At 40.5% G+C, this 18898-nt stretch carries 20 protein-coding genes; 11 read left to right on the top strand and 9 right to left on the bottom strand.

Translation table 11 applies throughout. The annotated features are described in order from the left end of the window. The first annotated feature begins 22 nt into the window (after positions 1–22). The 7 genes from lptD to OHT75_RS11030 all read left to right on the top strand — a co-directional run bounded on the left by lptD (position 23) and on the right by OHT75_RS11030 (position 8983). Positions 23–2323 carry an LPS assembly protein LptD gene (gene lptD, locus OHT75_RS11060; protein WP_264726560.1) on the top strand — a complete coding sequence of 767 codons (2301 nt, stop codon included), beginning with the start codon at positions 23–25 and terminating at the stop codon, positions 2321–2323. A 154-nt stretch (positions 2324–2477) separates the two neighbouring features. Next, entirely contained in the window at positions 2478–3782 is a 1305-nt protein-coding gene (gene surA / locus OHT75_RS11055) for a peptidylprolyl isomerase SurA (protein ID WP_264726558.1), read from the top strand. A gap of 4 nt (positions 3783–3786) precedes the next feature. Next, positions 3787–4773: a 4-hydroxythreonine-4-phosphate dehydrogenase PdxA gene (pdxA, locus tag OHT75_RS11050; RefSeq protein WP_264726611.1), complete on the top strand. Its 987-nt coding sequence runs from the start codon at positions 3787–3789 to the stop codon at positions 4771–4773. 9 nt (positions 4774–4782) lie between these two features. After that, entirely contained in the window at positions 4783–5595 is an 813-nt protein-coding gene (rsmA, locus tag OHT75_RS11045; RefSeq protein WP_264726556.1) for a 16S rRNA (adenine(1518)-N(6)/adenine(1519)-N(6))-dimethyltransferase RsmA, read from the top strand. A gap of 55 nt (positions 5596–5650) precedes the next feature. Continuing rightward, positions 5651–6031: a Co2+/Mg2+ efflux protein ApaG gene (gene apaG / locus OHT75_RS11040; protein WP_264726554.1), complete on the top strand. Its 381-nt coding sequence runs from the start codon at positions 5651–5653 to the stop codon at positions 6029–6031. A 3-nt stretch (positions 6032–6034) separates the two neighbouring features. Beyond that, positions 6035–6853, top strand: a complete 819-nt coding sequence (locus OHT75_RS11035) for a symmetrical bis(5'-nucleosyl)-tetraphosphatase (RefSeq protein ID WP_264726553.1) — start codon at positions 6035–6037, stop codon at positions 6851–6853. 108 nt (positions 6854–6961) lie between these two features. Beyond that, the gene (locus OHT75_RS11030; protein ID WP_264726551.1) at positions 6962–8983 is read left to right on the top strand and encodes a HAMP domain-containing methyl-accepting chemotaxis protein; all 2022 of its coding nucleotides are present in this window, start codon (positions 6962–6964) and stop codon (positions 8981–8983) included. 547 nt (positions 8984–9530) lie between these two features. On the opposite strand, the gene OHT75_RS11025 is transcribed toward OHT75_RS11030, so the two are convergent. From OHT75_RS11025 to rplU, 7 genes are all read right to left on the bottom strand, one after another. Next, the gene (locus tag OHT75_RS11025) at positions 9531–9941 is read right to left on the bottom strand and encodes a DUF3718 domain-containing protein (protein WP_264726549.1); all 411 of its coding nucleotides are present in this window, start codon (positions 9939–9941) and stop codon (positions 9531–9533) included. Positions 9942–10008: 67 nt separating this feature from the next. Beyond that, positions 10009–10512 (bottom strand): type 3 dihydrofolate reductase, encoded by a 504-nt coding sequence (folA, locus tag OHT75_RS11020; RefSeq protein WP_264726547.1) that lies wholly within the window; start codon positions 10510–10512, stop codon positions 10009–10011. Between the two features lie 14 nt (positions 10513–10526). After that, complete coding sequence (locus tag OHT75_RS11015) at positions 10527–10997, bottom strand: threonine/serine exporter family protein (protein ID WP_264726545.1); 471 nt, start codon at positions 10995–10997, stop codon at positions 10527–10529. Beyond that, on the bottom strand, positions 10997–11755 hold the full coding sequence (locus OHT75_RS11010) for a threonine/serine exporter family protein (RefSeq protein WP_264726544.1): 759 nt from the start codon (positions 11753–11755) through the stop codon (positions 10997–10999). Before OHT75_RS11010 ends, OHT75_RS11015 begins: the two co-directional genes overlap by 1 nt. 15 nt (positions 11756–11770) lie before the next feature. Beyond that, the gene (gene cgtA / locus OHT75_RS11005; protein ID WP_264726542.1) at positions 11771–12946 is read right to left on the bottom strand and encodes an Obg family GTPase CgtA; all 1176 of its coding nucleotides are present in this window, start codon (positions 12944–12946) and stop codon (positions 11771–11773) included. Positions 12947–13250: 304 nt separating this feature from the next. Next, complete coding sequence (rpmA, locus tag OHT75_RS11000) at positions 13251–13505, bottom strand: 50S ribosomal protein L27 (RefSeq protein ID WP_007650346.1); 255 nt, start codon at positions 13503–13505, stop codon at positions 13251–13253. A gap of 16 nt (positions 13506–13521) precedes the next feature. After that, on the bottom strand, positions 13522–13833 hold the full coding sequence (gene rplU, locus OHT75_RS10995; RefSeq protein ID WP_188840520.1) for a 50S ribosomal protein L21: 312 nt from the start codon (positions 13831–13833) through the stop codon (positions 13522–13524). Between the two features lie 520 nt (positions 13834–14353). Between rplU and ispB the strand changes: the two genes are divergently transcribed. Then, positions 14354–15325 (top strand): octaprenyl diphosphate synthase, encoded by a 972-nt coding sequence (ispB, locus tag OHT75_RS10990; protein ID WP_264726540.1) that lies wholly within the window; start codon positions 14354–14356, stop codon positions 15323–15325. 103 nt (positions 15326–15428) lie between these two features. Here the strand turns inward: ispB and ung are convergent, their stop codons facing one another. After that, on the bottom strand, positions 15429–16094 hold the full coding sequence (gene ung / locus OHT75_RS10985) for a uracil-DNA glycosylase (RefSeq protein ID WP_264726537.1): 666 nt from the start codon (positions 16092–16094) through the stop codon (positions 15429–15431). 93 nt (positions 16095–16187) lie between these two features. On the opposite strand from ung, the gene OHT75_RS10980 reads away from it, so the two are divergent. Together OHT75_RS10980 and OHT75_RS10975 are read left to right on the top strand one after the other, a co-directional pair. Further along, on the top strand, positions 16188–16733 hold the full coding sequence (locus tag OHT75_RS10980) for a type II secretion system protein (protein ID WP_264726535.1): 546 nt from the start codon (positions 16188–16190) through the stop codon (positions 16731–16733). 68 nt (positions 16734–16801) lie between these two features. Further along, entirely contained in the window at positions 16802–17143 is a 342-nt protein-coding gene (locus tag OHT75_RS10975) for a DUF3144 domain-containing protein (protein WP_264726533.1), read from the top strand. A gap of 70 nt (positions 17144–17213) precedes the next feature. On the opposite strand, the gene OHT75_RS10970 is transcribed toward OHT75_RS10975, so the two are convergent. After that, a complete protein-coding gene (locus OHT75_RS10970) occupies positions 17214–17831 on the bottom strand; it encodes a LysE family translocator (RefSeq protein WP_264726532.1) in 618 nt (205 codons plus the stop codon). Between the two features lie 504 nt (positions 17832–18335). Here OHT75_RS10970 and OHT75_RS10965 point away from each other — a divergent pair. Next, entirely contained in the window at positions 18336–18869 is a 534-nt protein-coding gene (locus tag OHT75_RS10965) for a thioredoxin family protein (RefSeq protein WP_264726531.1), read from the top strand. Positions 18870–18898: the final 29 nt, after the last annotated feature.

Below are 18898 nucleotides of genomic sequence, written 5' to 3'. Positions count from 1 at the left end.
AATTCATAATTATTTGACTATAATGCAAATCCGATATTTTCTGGCCTTATGCCTTTTGCCTCAAACAGTGTTTGCCCAAACACCTGCTCCCGAAGCAGAATCGCTTCCACTTTGTGTGGTTGAGCCTCCTGTTTCACGTTCATTTGATGATCGTGAAAAGCTTTCAGGTATCCAAGACACTGACATTGTCATTATTTCAGATAACTCTTCAGCGGCTTTTGATGATAAAGCCCATTTCAATGGCGATGTGAGTTTTAGCCAAGGTTCAAGACACATCGCTGCAGATGAAGCAATTTTAGATCAGAAAAAACAACAGTTAAGTGCCAGTGGCAATCTGATATTTAAAGATGATCAGTTTACGATTACCGCAGCCAATTTAGAGGCTCAAATGAGCAGTAGCAGTGCCACATTAGAAGGTGCTGAATATTGGCTGCATGGGCAACAAGCTCATGGTGATGCTAAAAAATTACAAATCACCTCAGAGAATAACCTGATCCTTTCCGGCACCAACTTTTCAACATGCCCACCTGGGGATGAATCTTGGTTGCTTGAAGCTGACATGATCAAAATCGACAGTGAAGAGGAATGGGGCGAAATTTGGAACGCCAAATTACGTATTGCAGATGTGCCCGTGATGTACATTCCTTATATGACAATTCCAGTATCTGATAAACGTAAAACGGGATTTTTATTCCCAAGTTTTAGCACCAGTACAACAAATGGTGTGCAATTCAGTACGCCTTATTATTGGAATATTGCGCCAGAATATGATTTAACTTTCACCCCAGATGTGATGTCATCGCGTGGATTATTTACCAAGACTGAATTTCGTTATTTAGCAGGTGAGCAACAAAATGGTCAACTCAATGTTGAATACCTAGGTAACGACCGCAAGTTATTTAATAACCCTGAGCGCTATTTGTTCCATTGGAGTCATCAAGGCGCTTTAGATGAAAATTGGCGCGTCAGAGCAAATTACACCGATGTCTCTGATAACAATTATTTCAACGATTTAAATTCAGATGTAAACCGCTCAACAGACAACCAATTATCACGTATTGGAGAAGCCAGTTATTTTGAACAAAACTGGGATTTCAATATGCGCGTTCAAGATATTAAAGTGCTTGGCGAAGATGAACTTCCTTATCAGGTTATGCCACAGCTGAATTTCAATTATCGTGAAATTAATTTCTGGAATGCGATTGATTTCAGATTTAACTCTGAACTAACCAATTTCCGCCATCAAGAAAATGAATACACCACAGCCACGCGTCTTCATATGGTTCCAAGCCTAACGTTACCGATCCAAGGCCCTGCAGGAAGCTTAACCAGTGAAATTAAGCTACTGCAAACCCAATACTGGCAAGCACCCGATGAAAAAGACACCCAATTGGCTGAATCTGTTAGCAGAACCATTCCACAAGTACGTCTGCACGGCCAAATTAACTTCGAGCGGCCAACAACATTTTTTGATAGTGCATTTAAGCAAACATTAGAGCCACAATTTCAATACCTATATGTCGGTTATGAAGACCAATCTGACATAGGTGTTTACGACACAGCACAACTGCAAGAAGACTACTTCGGACTATTCCGTGACCGACGTTTTTCCGGATTAGATAGAATTGCAGATGCGAATCAATTAACTCTCGGGTTCACCACTCGATTTTTGGATGAATTTAATTTAGAAAAATTTAAATTTAGTCTGGGACAAACCCTCTACTTTGAAGACTCAAAAGTGTTAATTGATAACCAGTTAATTCAAGAGTCTGAATCAACGTCGGTTTTAGCAGCCGAGTTGGATGCTCACCTTTATAAAGATTGGTTTATTAGCGGCTCATTGCAGCACGATACCGAAAACAATAAAAACAAAAAAAATGAAGTTACCTTGGACTTTAGACCCAGCAAAGATAAGTTACTTCAATTTAGTTATCGATACGTTCCTGATTTACTGAATACCAACACTAACGATAGAGTCAATATTTCTCAAGCGGGTATCAGAACCTCATGGCCAATACGTGACGACTTATATTTTGTGGGTAACTGGTATTATGATTTAAATGAAACACGCAGAATTGAAACCTATACAGGCTTCCAGTATGAATCTTGTTGCTGGGCAGTTCGCTTAAGTTATCATTACCGCATCAAAACCAATTATGACGATGATTTGTCACAAAGCATTGATAGGCGTGAAGAGTTTGAAAAAGGTGTTTACTTAAACTTTGTTATCAAAGGGCTCGGTGGTTCAGGACCACTAGGGGTTGATGATATGTTGAATGAAGGTTTATTTAACTACCGAAAACCACTTTACTTAAGGAATTAAGCGGCTTTTATGCTAGCTTATGGTAAATTGCTGAACCAAGATTAAAAAGCGTAGTCCAACGTTAAGTGATTTGACTTTCTCTTAGCGAAACAATAACGATAGATTTGGGCTCAACACCCGATTTGACAGAATTAAAGTGCCAAGGATTTTTTGGATGAAACACAGTAAGAAACTTTTTTTTGCATTATGCGCACTCGCGATGAGCCAAACGGCTTACTCCGCCCCACAACCATTAGATCACGTTGCGGTTCAATTGAATGATGGCATTATTTTAGAAAGCGAAATTAGCAATATGATCGCTAATGTTACCGCCAACGCCAAAAAGTCTAACCAGACTTTACCTTCGGCAGAAGCACTTCGAACCCAGGTCATAGAACGCCTTATTTTGACTCGCTTGCAATTGCAAACAGCTGAAAGAATTGGCCTTTCAATTGGTGATTTACAATTAGATCAAACCATTGAAAATATTGCAAGAGAACAAAAAGCAACCGTAGCTGAAATGCAGCAAGAACTTGAAAAGGATGGCGTGAGTTTTAATCAATACCGCGAGCAATTACGTGAAGAAATCACCTTAGGGGAAATTCAACGTATTCAGGTTCAGCGTCGTATTCAAGTATCACCTCAAGAAGTAAGTAGTCTGGTGAAACTGATTCAAGAACAGGGATTGAAGGATGTCGAATTCCAAATTGGTCATATCTTGATTGAAATCCCTAATGACCCGACAAGTGAACAACTTGAATCATCAAGTAAGCGTGCTGATATCGTTCTTAAACGCTTAAATGACGGTGAAGATTTCCGTAGCACGGCTATTGCATCATCATCTGGCCCAAAAGCACTAGAAGGCGGTATTTGGGATTTTATGAACATTAATGAAATGCCAACCCTGTTCGCTGAAGTTATTGCAGGCGCTAAAAAAGGCCAAATATTTGGCCCAATAAAATCGGGGTCTGGTTTTCACATCATTAAAGTGATGGATACTCGCGGCTTACAAACACAAGAAATTGACGAAGTAAAATCGCGTCATATTTTATTAAAGCCATCGCCTATTTTATCCGATGACCGTGCCCAAGCCATGTTAGCAAGTTTCTTAAAGGACATTCGCAGTGGCAATGCTGACTTTGATAAATTAGCTCGTCAGTATTCAGAAGATCCTGGCTCAGCAAGCAAAGGTGGGGAATTAGGTTGGGCAGAACCAAGCTTATATGTTCCAGAGTTTTCACAAACCCTAGCCAGCCTAGCACCAGGTCAAATCAGTGAACCATTTCGTACAACCCATGGCTGGCATATTGTTCAATTAGAAGATCGCCGTAAAACGGATGCTACAGACAAGTTCAATAGCAATCGAGCACACCAATTAATTTTTCGCCGTAAATTTAATGAAGAATTACAAAACTGGTTAGATGAAATGCGCAGTGATGCATACATCGAAATATTCGAGCCTGAAAATTTACGAGGCTAATATAATCATGATCAAACGTATCGCGATCACGCCGGGCGAACCGGCGAGTATCGGCCCTGACATAGTGATTGAGCTAGCTCAGCAGGAATGGCCTGCTGAGTTAGTTGTTTGTGCCGATCCGCAATTATTGATAGACAGAGCTAAATTACTCAATTTGCCTCTCGAACTGCGTCTATATGATGCCGTTAAACCTGCACAAGCCCAACAGGCTGGAACACTAACCATCCTGCCCTTTGCCTTGGCGGAGCCGGTAGAGTGCGGTGTACTCAATGAAGCCAACAGTGCTTATGTGGTCGAAACACTGCGCGTAGCCGGTGAAAAAAACATGTCAAAGGAATTTGATGCTGTTGTCACAGGCCCTGTTCATAAAGGCATTATTAATCAAGCAGGTATTCCTTTTAGTGGTCATACGGAATACTTTGCGTTACAGGCTAACTGCCCTGACGTCGTCATGATGTTGGCAACCCCAGGATTGCAAGTGGCATTGATGACCACACACATACCTCTTGCCTATGTCTCAAAAGCCATCACTCGAGACAGATTGCATCACATTATCAAAATCTTACATCGCGAATTAGTCAGCAAGTTTGGTTTAGGTTCGCCCAAAATATTTGTATGCGGTTTAAATCCCCATGCGGGTGAAGATGGTCATTTAGGACGTGAAGAAATTGATGTCATGATCCCTGCCTTAAACGAATTAAGGGAGCAAGGTATTGATATTATTGGACCACTTCCGGCTGACACCTTATTCCAACCTAAATATTTAGAGCAAGCTGATGTTGTGCTCGCCATGTATCACGACCAAGGTTTACCTGTACTAAAATCTATCGGTTTTGGTAAATCGGTTAATATCACCTTAGGTTTACCCTATATTAGAACTTCTGTTGATCATGGTACCGCACTCGATCTTGCAGGTACCGGAAAAGCAGACAGTGGCAGTTTATTCTGTGCATTGCATAAAGCCATCGAAATGATCGACAAGAGTAAGTAAATAAACGTAATGAGCAATAAAGTACACTTAGGCCATACGGCCAGAAAACGATTTGGACAAAACTTCCTTACTGATGAAGGCGTCATTAGCAGTATTGTTGGTGCTATTTCACCAGACAATGACCATGTTATGGTTGAAATTGGTCCAGGTCTTGGCGCATTAACCGAACCTGTTGCTGATATAATCGATAATCTCACGGTTGTAGAATTAGACCGTGATTTGGTTGAGCGTTTAAAAGCCCATCCGATTTTAAAAGACAAACTCACTATACATCAAGGTGATGCGCTACAGTTTGACTTTACCCAGTTAGCACAAGATGGCAAAAAAATGAAAGTGTTTGGTAATTTACCTTACAATATTTCAACGCCATTGATGTTTCACTTATTTGAATTTGCTGAACAAATTGAAACCATGCACTTTATGCTACAAAAAGAAGTGGTGCTTCGATTATCAGCAAGTCCTGGGTGCAAAGCGTATGGCCGTTTAACCGTTATGGCACAATATTACTGCCAAGTGGTGCCAGTACTCGAAGTGCCACCAGGATGCTTCACGCCACCGCCCAAGGTAGATTCCGCAGTTGTGCGCTTACTGCCATACGAACAAAAACCTTGGCCATGTAAAGATGTCACTGTCATGCGCCATCTGTGCACCACCGCCTTTAATATGCGCCGCAAGACGTTGCGTAATAATTTAAAAGGGATGTTAGATGACGATGACTTTGCTGCTTTAGGGATCGATTCGACCTTAAGGCCAGAACAAATCAGTGTCGAACAATATGTGGCGATGGCTAACTTGTTCATTGATAAAAGCACCGCTAATTAATCTCTACCTTAAAGGGCATATTCGTTGAATCTGCCCTTTTGTTTAGGATCCTCTTATGAGTCAAACAGAATCTCCAATCAAAATTAAAGTTGAAACAGAGTACCTCGAACAGCAATCTGATATCGAAGAACAAAAATTCCTGTTTACTTACACTATCACCATTATTAATACCGGCGATCAAGATGTCACCTTGAAAGACCGCCATTGGATCATCACCGATGCTGATGGTAATAAAAGTGAAGTAAAAGGCCCTGGCGTCGTGGGTGAAACGCCCACTATTGCACCTAATACTGCATATCAATATTCCAGTGGCACCGTTTTAGATACCCCGATAGGGTTTATGGAAGGCGCCTATGGCATGACATACAATGACGGCAAGAAGTTTTCCGCTCCTATCCCTACCTTCAGACTATCAGTACCAGGAATATTACAATAGCTTATGGCCAATTATTTTGTCGGCGATATTCAGGGCTGCTATGAAGAGCTGCAACGCTTATTAGTTAAAGTCAGTTTTAACGCTTCAAAAGATACACTGTGGGCTGTAGGCGATTTAGTTGCAAGAGGTCCGAGTTCACTAGAAACCCTGCGTTTTTTCGAATCACTCAACGATAGTGGTAAAGTCGTACTTGGTAACCATGATCTTCACTTAATGGCTGTGCAGGGTAATGTGAAACGAGCAAACCCTAATGACCATTTACAGGCTTTATTGAATGCACCAGACTGCTCTAAACTGATTGATTGGTTAAGACAACAGCCTCTGGCTCGCTTTTTGCCCGAGCACAATTTAATCATGAGCCATGCCGGCGTTCCCCCTCAATGGGATCTCAATACGTTAAAACAAGAAATTGAAAATGTGAGTGAGCAATTAGCAAAAGCAGATTATCTTGATACTGTTATTAGTAAAATGTATCAAAACCAACCCAACACTTGGGATAAAAATCTTACAGGCACAAATAGGACAATATATTGCATTAATGCCTTAACAAGAATGCGATTTTTGTATCCAGATGCAAGTCTAGACTTTGAGTGTAAATTGCCCCCATCCCAAATAAACGATTCGGATTTATCTCCCTGGTTTACTTTTGAATCAAACCTTAAAGCTCCCTATCAAATTGTTTTTGGGCATTGGGCTGCATTAATGGGTAAAACACCGCATACTTATCTACATGCATTAGATACTGGGTGCTGTTGGGGAGAACATTTAACCTTGTGGCACCTTGAAACAAATGAAAAAATTACCCAAAAAAAGTTGAATTAGCGTTAAACTAAAAGGCAAATAAGCCGATACTTAATTATCGGATTTAGAAATACCTGAGTACCCGAGCCCCCAGCACAGGGATAAAATAATAATAGGTTGGAGTAACATATGAAAATTAACGTGGCCACTAGGGTTATTGGTGGGTTTTCTGCCGTAACGTTATTGCTGATAATTCTTGGGGGCGTCACCCTCTTAGGTAATAACAGTATTAAAGATGGGACTAAAATATTACAGCAAGTCAGCCTGCCAGCTCTAGAGTCTACTAATTTATTAAGCGAAAACTTAAGTAGCCAGCAAATAGAATCATTACAAGGCTATTACAGTAATCACTCTTCAAAAATTCCTGCTCTTGAAAAAAATATTGCCAACGAAAATAAAAAATTTCAAACAGAGTTTAGTAAGTTAACCAGTTTGATTTCTGGTCAAGCACAACTTGCGCAACCGTTAAACCAATTAAAATCAGCTTACTTAAGCTATGAAACTATCGCAGATAAAATGCTTTCCGAAAGAGCACTGGCATTATCAAAGCAAGAAACACTACTTAAAATGAGAAGTGATTTAGAAAATGCAGCCGATGATGGTTCATCCATTCTTTTAGATATTATTGATTTAGAAACCAGCGAAGATGAAATCGAGAGAAGTTTAGCCGCCTCAGCCAGTGTGGTTGATAATACTTTCATTAACTTAATTACCACCGTCTACGATTTAGTTGGCGCTTCCGAACAAAGTAAATACGACCTGATTATTAAAGAGCTTGACTACATGGTCGGTGAGGCAAAAGGCAAATTAAGTCACATTAATATGCAAGGTAAAGATGTTATCGATAACGACCTTTTATCTGATTTAACTAAAGAAACAGATAAAGTGTTTAACCTTTTATCGGGTTCAAACTCAATCATTGCGTTAAAAAGTCAGCAATTACAACACGATGAAATATCAACTAAAGCACTGGCGGAAACCCAAAATAAAGCAAAAATCGCTAACTCAAAAATGACAGAATTAGCTTCTGCTATTGAAGGCTTTACTGATGATATCAGTACTCAGGCAATCGAAGTTATCGATTCTGCAGCAATAAAAACCATGGTTGTCGTACTAATCGCCATTTTTGTTGCAATCTTCGTCAGCATTGCTGTTGTACGACCATTAACGCGCTCATTGGAGCAAGTTAACCAAGCGCTAAACGTGCTTGCTTCAGGAGATTTAACCCATAAACTTGATGATTCAGGCCACGATGAATTTGCAGAGTTATCTAAAAACTGCAATCGTTTAGTCGACAGTTTACGCAATTTAATCGCCGGTATTTTAGACCGTTCAAACCAACTGGCTGCCGCTGCAGAAGAAACCTCCGCAATTACTTCGCAAACCACAATAGGTATTCAAGAACAAAAAAGCCAAGTTGATCAAATCGCAACTGCTACCACTGAATTAAGTTCAAGCGCACAGCAGGTTTCGATGAGCGCAGATCAAGCTCTAGAGCAAATCAAACAAGCGGATCAAGAAACCCAACATATGCGTGCCCTTGCAGATGAGAGTAAACTGACCATTCTGGCGCTTGCAGATGAAGTCACCAAAGCAGGTACCGTCATTAACAAGCTACATACAGATAGCGCGTCTATAGGCTCAATTTTAGATGTTATCCGAGGCATTGCTGAGCAAACAAACTTATTGGCGTTAAATGCTGCAATTGAAGCGGCTCGTGCTGGCGAGCAAGGCCGTGGTTTTGCGGTGGTTGCGGATGAAGTGAGAAGCCTTGCTTCACGCACCCAAGATTCAACCCGTGAAATTCAACTTATGATTGAAGTATTACAACAGGGGGCACAACAAGCCGTTTCGGTAATGGAGCTAGGTCGTTCTCAAGCTAACTCGTGTGTCGACAAAAACGAACAAGCAAACTTGGCCCTTGAATCTATCATTAAGTCTGTTCACAAGGCTTATGACTCAGGCACGCATATTGCCCATGCGGCGCAAGAACAAAACCTTGTTAGCCAACAAGTTTCAGAAAAACTTGAGCACATTGCACTTATCTCTGAAGAAACAGCTACAGGCGCAGAGCAAACAGCGCAGTCGAGCCATCAGGTTGCAGTGCTTGCTGAAGAGCTACAAGCCTCTGTGGGTGAGTTTAAAGTGTAATCTAACAACCTATCCCAAAATGAAAAAGGCCATATTGGCCTTTTTTTATTTTCAGCCATAAACCAACTACTTCAATAGGGGGTTATCATCAATTAGGCTCTGCCTGAAGTACGTTTAATGGTATTGAGGAGTCAGGCAATGTTTAACGATTTATAAGCACGCCGAGGTTGCTTCCATCTAGGCTCGCTTATCGCATGCGATACACGGCTAATAAGTTCATTTGAACATCACTTATTAACTCAAGTGATACGTGAGCTTTACTTATAGTGTGGTACAAACTTCTAAATCAGGGATGATTTAGTAGAGCCTATAGGGATATATTTACGGCGTCTTGTTAGCGCACGGTAGGAAAGCTCCCTTTTAGAGAGTTGATTATGTTTGGTTTTTGCTAATCTGTTTATAAGCTGCTGTATGCGGTAATCACTGAAAATAGGGTCGAACAGTTGGTGTTTTGAAACTCTTTAAATCAAAATTTTTCAAAAAAATACCGACTATCAAAGTCGGTATTTTTTAATGTTTAAGATCAACTTATTCTAGCAATTTAGAGTTAATCTTCGTCACCTGCACCACCACCAACGCGATCATTAATCGCTGCAGTGATTGGGCTACCACTATGACCATTAGCATTTGCCCAATCAAGAATGGTTTTGCCATCGGATTCAGCAACTGAAAGATCTGAGCCAGGTAAACGCTTAGCAATAAACTCACCTACATCATTAGCATTTGAATTGTAGGCAGTACGTAATAAACTGCTGCCATCACAACTTAATCCAGAATAGATGTTACGTAATTTTACACGCGCTTCTTTCAATTTTTTACGTAAACGATTTTTATCATCAGACTTAACATAATCACATATATTAGCCACTAACTGATCAGTGTTTGCGACGGCAGGGGCTGACACAGAAGATGCAGCAATCAGGACAGCAACGGCAACAGCCGCAGGCATTAAACGCATCTGACACTCCTTTTATATTATTATAGTATCTTGAGCAATCCATCTTCGTGGATATGCTTCGTTGTTCTTAGGGTAACACGTGACTAAGTTTACAGTTTTTAACAAAAGTGTTAAAGCTATATTGCAATCCTTTGTCATTTGTTGCAGTAACAGATTGTTGCCGTTGCCAACTACCATCATCCCAATCCGGAAAATAAGTATCCCCATCTACATCAAGGTCAATGTGGGTTAAATATAATACATCTGCTTTAGGGAGCAACTCAGCATAAAGTTGACCGCCACCAATAACGACAAGCTCTTCACATTCTCCTGCTGCTAAGATGGCTTGCTCAAAATTAGCAACGCAAGTTACACCATAGGCTGCATAATCACGCTGGCGGGTAATAACAATATTATGCCTTCCAGGTAAAGGTCGTCCTATTGACTCAAAGGTTTTACGTCCCATGACCACAGGCTTAGCGAGTGTCATTGCTTTAAAGTGCTTTAAGTCTTCAGGTAAATGCCAAGGCATTTGATTGTCTTTACCAATAACTCGGTTGTTAGCCATAGCGGCAATCATTGCGATACGCATGCAAAATCCTATGATTAAATAATGGGTCTATTTCGGTAATAAAGCAAACTCGGCAATGCAAGTCCAACAGCTAAAGCCCCTAATATAAATACGGTTTTTAATCCATTTACAATCACTTGGGCACTTAATTCTGGACTGACTTGGCTCTGAGCTGTTAACTGAATAAGCGCGATAACAGTATTAAAAGCATAGGTGCCAGGCACCATAGGAATAATAGCTGCTACAGCATACATTAATGGTGGAGCCAAATGACGTTTGGCAAATTGAATGGTAATCACACCGACCAAGGCTGCAGCAGCAAACGTAGCCCACTCAATTGGCATGTTGACATGCATAAGTAAAGTTCTAGCGCTGTGCCCTAGTGCACCAGCCAAGGCACAATAGCCGAGGTAACGTTGGGGGACATTAAATAAAATGGCAAAACCTAATGCCGGAATAGCTGAAAAAAATGCATCATGCAGTAAATCTAAAAATAGGGACAACATTAGAAAATCCCCCCTAATTGCATCGCAATAGTAATACCGATCACAGATGCCAACGTGAGTAAACTAGCATTACCCCAGCGGGAAATACCCACATTAATATGTCCTTTTACCATATCAGAGATTGCATTAATCAATGGAAAACCAGGAACAAGCATTAATACACTTGCAGCCAGAGTAACTTGAGGCGTGTCGGTGAGTGGAAATATATATCCGAGTTGAGCAACAACATTGGTAACAAATGCCGTAATGGCGAAATTAACAAGTAAATTGTAATGACGCTTAGAAAAATACAATCTGACAGCCATTCCTATTGAAGATGCTACAAATGTCAGGATGCATGCCATTAAGTCGCCACCAAATAAATGACAAAAACTCGCACAAGAGATGCCGATGATTGGGATAACGATTTTAGCAGGATAAGTTTTAGGTTTAATTCTAGCAAGGCGACGGCGGACTTCATTCGCGCCGTAAACCCCTTTTTCGGTTAACAGGCATAACCGCTGTAATTCACATACCACCATCATATTAATCCCGTGCGCACGGATACGACGGGTGGTGGTAATACAACGGCCATGAACAAGACTGGTCAGAACAAGTGCATTAGAGGAAATGGACAGCTCAACACTTGCAAGCCCCAAAGCCTTACCTAAGCGCTGACTCAATTCTTCAACCAAATCAGAATCGGCGCCATAGGCAAGCAACAATTGGGCACTACGAACAACTAAACGGGTAATATCATTTTGGTTGTCAGCGTACACGATAATCCTTGAAATTTAACGTTGGTAAATAACTTCAACATCGTAGTCATCTTCATCAAAGTCATCATCATCGAGGTCGTCGCTATCATCATAATCTTCATTGATGTTATCGTCTTTACCCTGATGGTAATTATCCCATTTAAATTCCACTTCTTTCTCGCCATCTTGCTCGTCTTCATCGACAGGGAGAGCTTGTATGTAATCTAGAAGTTTAATACTTAACTCTTCAGTACCTTGGCGACTGTAAGCTGACATAGTGAATACCTCGCCTTCCCAGGCAAGTTCTTTAACAATACGTTGTACTTTTTCCGCGACTTCATCTTCAAATAATAAATCAATTTTATTAAAGACTAGCCAACGTGGTTTTGCTGCTAATTTTGGCGAATATTTTTCTAGCTCAGCCACAATTGCTTTAGCTGACTCAACCGGGTCACTCCCATCAATAGGGTCAATATCAACAATGTGCAACAAAGCTCGGCAGCGCTCTAAATGCTTTAAAAAGCGAATACCTAAACCAGCACCATCAGCGGCACCTTCAATCAAACCTGGAATATCGGCGATAACAAAACTTTGTCCTGGACGCGGGTTAACCACACCTAAATTTGGCACCAAAGTTGTAAATGGATAATCCGCCACTTTTGGTGTTGCACGGGAGACTGAGCGAATAAAAGTTGATTTACCCGCGTTTGGTAACCCTAACAAACCTACATCGGCTAACAGTAAGAGCTCTAGTTTAATCTCGCGAACTTCACCCGGTGTACCCAGTGTTTTTTGGCGAGGAGCACGATTAGTACTACTTTTGAAGCGCGTGTTACCTAACCCGTGGAATCCACCTTTAGCAACCAGTAACTTTTGCCCATGGGTAGTCAGGTCCCCTAAGCTTTCTTCAGTTTCAATGTCAATTGCTCGAGTTCCTACTGGAACTTGAAGCACTAGGTCTTTACCCGCATGACCAGTACAATCACGTCCACGACCATTTGATCCACGCTCTGCCATATGGAATCGGGTAAATCGGTAATCAATTAGGGTATTGAGGTTTTCGTTAGCCTCTAAAAAGACGCTACCACCATCACCACCATCACCACCATCTGGACCGCCATCAGGGACATATTTTTCACGGCGAAAACTGACACAACCGCTACCACCGTCACCGGCTTCTACACGGATATTGGCTTCATCAACAAACTTCATACTGACTCCTAACACTCCAACCTTCAAAAACTACCACGACCCAGCCGTTTCATCTTCGAACAATGGCGCTAATTATAACCCTAAATACATTAAATATCAGGGGGCAGAAAAGCGTTGTGTATGTCAATACATCTTGCGCTTGCTGCAACAAATAATACTTCAAACATGATATTCACTGTTCGTTCAAACAGGGTAACGTCATTATAAAAAGTAAATCTTGTATCGGTTTTTAAAGAGAAACTGATAACAAAAACACAAAAGCCCTACCAGAGGCAGGGCTTTAGATTCTAGCTTAGTTAAAGAATTAAGCTTCGATGCTAATAAACTTACGGTTATTAGGACCTTTAACTTCAAACTTTACTTTACCGTCTGTCAATGCAAACAGAGTATGGTCACGACCAATACCTACGTTTACACCAGCGTGGAACTTAGTACCACGTTGACGAACGATAATGTTACCAGCTAGAACTGATTCACCGCCAAAGCGCTTAACACCAAGACGTTTACTTTCTGAATCGCGGCCGTTACGAGTAGAACCGCCAGCTTTTTTATGTGCCATGAGTTAGACTCCTAAATTATGCGCTGATCGCAGTGATTTTAACTTCAGTGAACCACTGACGGTGGCCGGTTTTCTTTTCGTGATGCTTACGGCGATTAAACTTTTGAATAGTAATCTTTTCACCGCGACCGTGGCTAACCACTTGAGCAACAACTTTACCACCAGCAACTAGTGGAGCACCGATGTGAACGTTCTCACCGTCAGCAACCAATAGTACTTGGTCAAACTCAATAGTTTCACCAGTAGCAACTTCAATTTTTTCTAAACGAACTGTATGACCTTCAGCAACACGGTGTTGCTTTCCGCCACTTTGAAAAACAGCATACATAGCTATTTTACTCCAAATGACTAGCACACTAACTCGATCTTACGAGACTAGGTGCTAAAAAACTTTTAATGACAATGGGCGCGGATTCTACGCGAAGATTTTTAAACTGGCAAGGATTAATTCATCATCAAATGAAAAAGCCTTAACTACTGCACAATATTCATCTATATAAGCTGAACATTACTTAAACATTAAGTAACATCGCCACATAAATTAGCTCGCAATAGTACACAAAGCCGTAATTAAATCTTCTTGGATTATCTTTGCTGTATTTTGAAGTAATTTTACCTAAATCCATATAAAAAAGCACTGACTGATTTACCTTAAGGCACTTTAATTAATTAACTTGCTGCTGACGCCAGAGATAAAAATAGCATTATGTGGATAAAGTGCGTTAAATATTCATTTTTAGTCATAACAACTTTGAAAAACAGCTGCTTTCTCCTGTAAGATATTAACCCAAATGCGACCCAATATAGAAAGACGGACAACGTCTTCCAACAATAAACCAGAGAGTATTATGGATTTAACCGCCATTCGACAGTTGACTGACACGGACATGAAAGCCGTGAATCAACTTATTTACAAGCAACTCGAATCTGATGTTGCCTTAATTAATCAATTAGGGTTTTACATCATCAATGGTGGCGGTAAACGTCTAAGACCCTTGTTATCAATCCTTGCTGCACGTGCAATTGACTACCAAGGGCAACACCACGTTAAATTAGCAGCCATTATTGAATTTATTCACACCGCATCGTTACTCCATGATGATGTTGTAGATGAGTCTACACTTCGCCGAGGCCGTGAAACCGCTAATGCATTATTTGGTAATAGCGCTAGCGTACTGGTAGGCGACTTCCTTTACACACGCTCTTTTCAGATGATGACTGAGCTTGAAAGCATGCAGGTGCTTAAAGTGCTAGCAGATACGACAAACGTACTTGCTGAGGGCGAAGTGTTGCAATTAATGAACTGTAATGACCCCGATACCACTGAAGAAACCTATATGCGGGTCATTTATTGCAAAACGGCAAAACTATTTGAAGCCGCAACCCTTTTAGCCGGTGTGCTAGCCGGTGTTGCCCCTGAATGGCAGCAAGCACTGGGTAATTATGGTAAATTTTTGGGAACCGCATTCCAACTGACAGATGATTTACTCGATTACACGGCCGAAACTGATGAGCTTGGTAAAAACATTGGTGATGATTTAGCTGAAGGAAAGCCAACCCTACCGTTAATTTATGCAATGGAACATGGGGACGAGCAGGCAAAGCGACTCATTAAAACAGCAATTGAAAACGCCGATGGTACTCAAGCAATAGATGAAATTGTTACGGCATTGCATGCTTGCGGAGCACTTGAATACACCCAACAAAAAGCTGAGCAAGAAGCACAAAAAGCCATCGATTCACTTTCAATCTTGCCCGACACTGACTACAAAAATGCATTGATTGCACTAGCAAATTTATCAGTTAACCGTAAAAACTAGCCGATAATTATATCATTATCAAAGCAGTCGTTAATCTGGCTGCTTTTTTTATGAACCTAAAACCTAAATTACTTAGGGCGTGTTTATCTTATGCAAAGGTTATTTATAGCTGCCAATCAATCGGCGTAGATCCATTTTTAATCAACCATTGATTAATTTTAGAAAAATGACTGCAACCAAAAAAACCACGATATGCTGACAAAGGCGAAGGATGAGGCCCTGACAATACGTCATGATGTTTAGCATTGATTAAACGCCCCTTCTTGATTGCATGGCTGCCCCATAATACAAAGACAATGGGTTTTTCTGAGCGGTTTAACAATTGTAAAACATGATCAGTGAAGGTTTCCCATCCCGATTTAGCATGTGAATGAGCTAAAGACTGCTCAACCGTAAGCACCGTATTCAGCATTAATACCCCTTGCTCAGCCCACCTCGTTAAGTTGCCATGAGAAGGAAGCACAAAACCCTCAATATCTTGATTTAACTCTTTATAAATATTTTTCAACGACGGCGGTATGTTTACCCCTGTTTTAACAGAAAATGCCAATCCATGTGCTTGGCCCTCTCCGTGATAAGGATCTTGCCCGATGATCACCACTTTTACATTTTCTAAAGGGGTTAACTCAAAAGCACGATAAATTTCCCCTTTAGGGGGATAAATTGTTTTTCCCAACGCATATTCACGGGTTAAAAAATTTTTTAACTCAACAAAATATGACTGCTGCTGTTGCTCATGAATAAATGCCTGCCAACTTTCCAACCCCATTTCTCCACTATAAAGTATCGATAAATTGCTAATTATTATCGGCTATTCTAGAATGAAATGATTATAAATTGATTACTGGTAATTATAAAATTTATGCTTTATTTTCGCCTAAAACAAAAACAGCAAGGTTTTACACTAATAGAATTAGTCGTTGTTATTATCATCTTGGGAATTCTTGCTGTGGTCGCTTTGCCAAAATTTATCAATTTACAACAGGACGCACACGTATCCAATGTAAAAGGCACCGGGGGGGCATTCTCCTCAGGTATCGGGCTTGCGCATGTAAAATGGGCTGCGATGGGAAATTCAGGTCCAGCTGACAATTTACAGATTTATGAAAATGCTGGCGTCAATGGCCAACTTGATATGAACCTTTGGGGATATCCAGCACAAAATTATCCACCTTTTGAAAGTTCACCTCGTTTGAATAATAGCGCAGACTGCATCTCAGTGTGGCAAACAATCCTTCAAGACGCGCCAAGTATCTCGATTAATTCCAACCCTGACACATCGGATTACAGAGCAACCTATATTAATCCAGATCAATGTCGATATTTTTATAATCAGCTGAGTACACTTTCAATTTATTACGACTCACGTAATGGGCAGGTCATCACAGATTCTGATCCTAATAGCTAAGTTTTAACTGAATTTTAACGCTAAATTCGATACACTTGGCTTTTTACTGATCATCTAAAGTGAGTATTATGTCTGAACAATCTGCACCTCAAGAAGCTCAAAGCGCTACGACAATTTATAAACTAGCAGATCAATTTATTGCATTAGCAAATCAACTTAGTCAAACAGAAAATGATATTGGCAAAGTGGGCACTGCATTACGTTATGCTGCTGCACGCTATAATGCATTTGAAGCAGCGATAAAATCATCTGATTTAGCAGCAGAAAAAGACAATGCGTTAGCCTGGTTTTCAAATGAGTTTAAAGAAATGCTCAATGAAAACCTTGAAGACCACATTAAGCATCCACCTATCAGCAACCCAGAGCCAGAACCAGCAAAAGATGACAGTGTCCAAGTATTCAAAAACTAGAATCATTGTGATCTTTGATACAAAAATGCCATCTTATCGATGGCATTTTTCGACTAATCGTAACCTGACGCTAAAAAATTGTTAGCATAACTCTTATCGCCAATGCGATTAACACGACACCTGATAACCTGTCTATCCACAATGCTTTTTCACGCAGTTTGGGTAATATTGCTGAATGGGATAACACAATAGCAATTAACGTATACCAAAGCCCATCGACAATTAAAGGGGTTAATACAATTAAAGTTTGCCCAGTTATATTTTCGGCAGCCAAAACAAACTGACTAAATAGCGCCAAAAAGAATAATAATATTTTGGGATTAAAAATTGAAATAGCTAGGCCATCTCGAGCTGCTACCCATAAACTGGTTTTAGTGCCAGCTTGAAGCTTTTGCTGCATCCCCCCTTTTGAGCGTAAAGCTTGAATGCCTATCCAAGCAAGATATAAAGCGCCTAACATTGCGATGCCATTAAATAATAATGGTGAAGCTTTCAATACCACCGCTAAACCTAGTAATGTAATCAGGGCATAAACACCTATACCAATAGAATGTGCCCAAGCGCAAACAATGCCATGTAAACGACTTCCCCCAAGGGTGTGTCTGACCACCATCGCTAAACTTGGCCCCGGTGACATTGCTCCCAAACAACAAATAGCTAATAAACCTAGCCATGTAGTAAAACTCATACCTCTCCTTTGCTATCTTTAAATGGTGTGGGTAGAACAGACTCACGCCAGATTAATCAACAGTAGTTAAACAGCAAACAGCCCTTAATAACCACGGTTATTTGTGTCATAAAACCAACAATACACCGACTCACTTAGCCGGCATTCATATTCTTACACCCGAGTTGAGCTTAATTTACCTCAACTCGAATTAAGAGGTAGGCTAAATACGCACAATTCAACAGATTGAACTTATTTTGTAGCAAACTTGTCATTTGTTTTGAAAACAAGGCGCATTAACATGCTGGCCTATTGCACCTTAATGCAACGCAGTTAGCAAAACAAAGAGCAGTTTGGAGAACGTTCATCATCCCAAGCTGAGGTTAATTATTAGATGAATGATGGTTTTTTCATTAGGCTCATAATGTGTTTATCAGAGTTGAAGTTAAAATAAAAAATCAGATTAACACCAAATTAAGTAAATCTTGATATGCTAATCATCCTATTTAATCATTAAGTATCATTATGTCTATCATCGCGTCTTTGTTACTCATTTTATTAATGCTGGCTATAGCGGGTTTATTGTTTGCAAAATATAAAGGCAAAGCGATCCCAATGGCGGTAATTGTGGTGCTTGGTGGCTTAGCAATCTGCCTTGCCAGTATCATTGCTTTTGTCCACAGAGGGGAAGATTATAATGCATATCAAAAACTCCATTGGCAGCCACTGACGCCAGAGAAAATAGCGCCTTATGTAGCACAAGGATACACGGTTTTTGTTGATATCACCGCGGACTGGTGTGTTCCTTGCCAAGCCAATAAAGCTAACGTACTGCATCGTGAGCAAGTTGTGAATACGCTAATGGCAGATAATATTATACTCATGCAAGGAAACTGGTCAGAATCTGATAGTGTCATTGAACAATATATGGGTATTCAGGGCGCTGCAGGCACGCCATACAATAAAGTCTATGGTCCAGCTTACCCCCAAGGTATTGAACTGCCCAGAGTGCTTTCAATCCCCAACGTCTATCAAGCTATTGATATGATGAATAAATAATATTATCTGATTCAATCCGTAAGTAACCT

It is taken from the genome of Shewanella subflava (assembly GCF_025971955.1).
Classification (GTDB): domain Bacteria; phylum Pseudomonadota; class Gammaproteobacteria; order Enterobacterales; family Shewanellaceae; genus Shewanella; species Shewanella subflava.
Note: the sequence above shows the minus strand (reverse complement) of the source record. Positions and strands in the feature narration are given on the sequence as shown.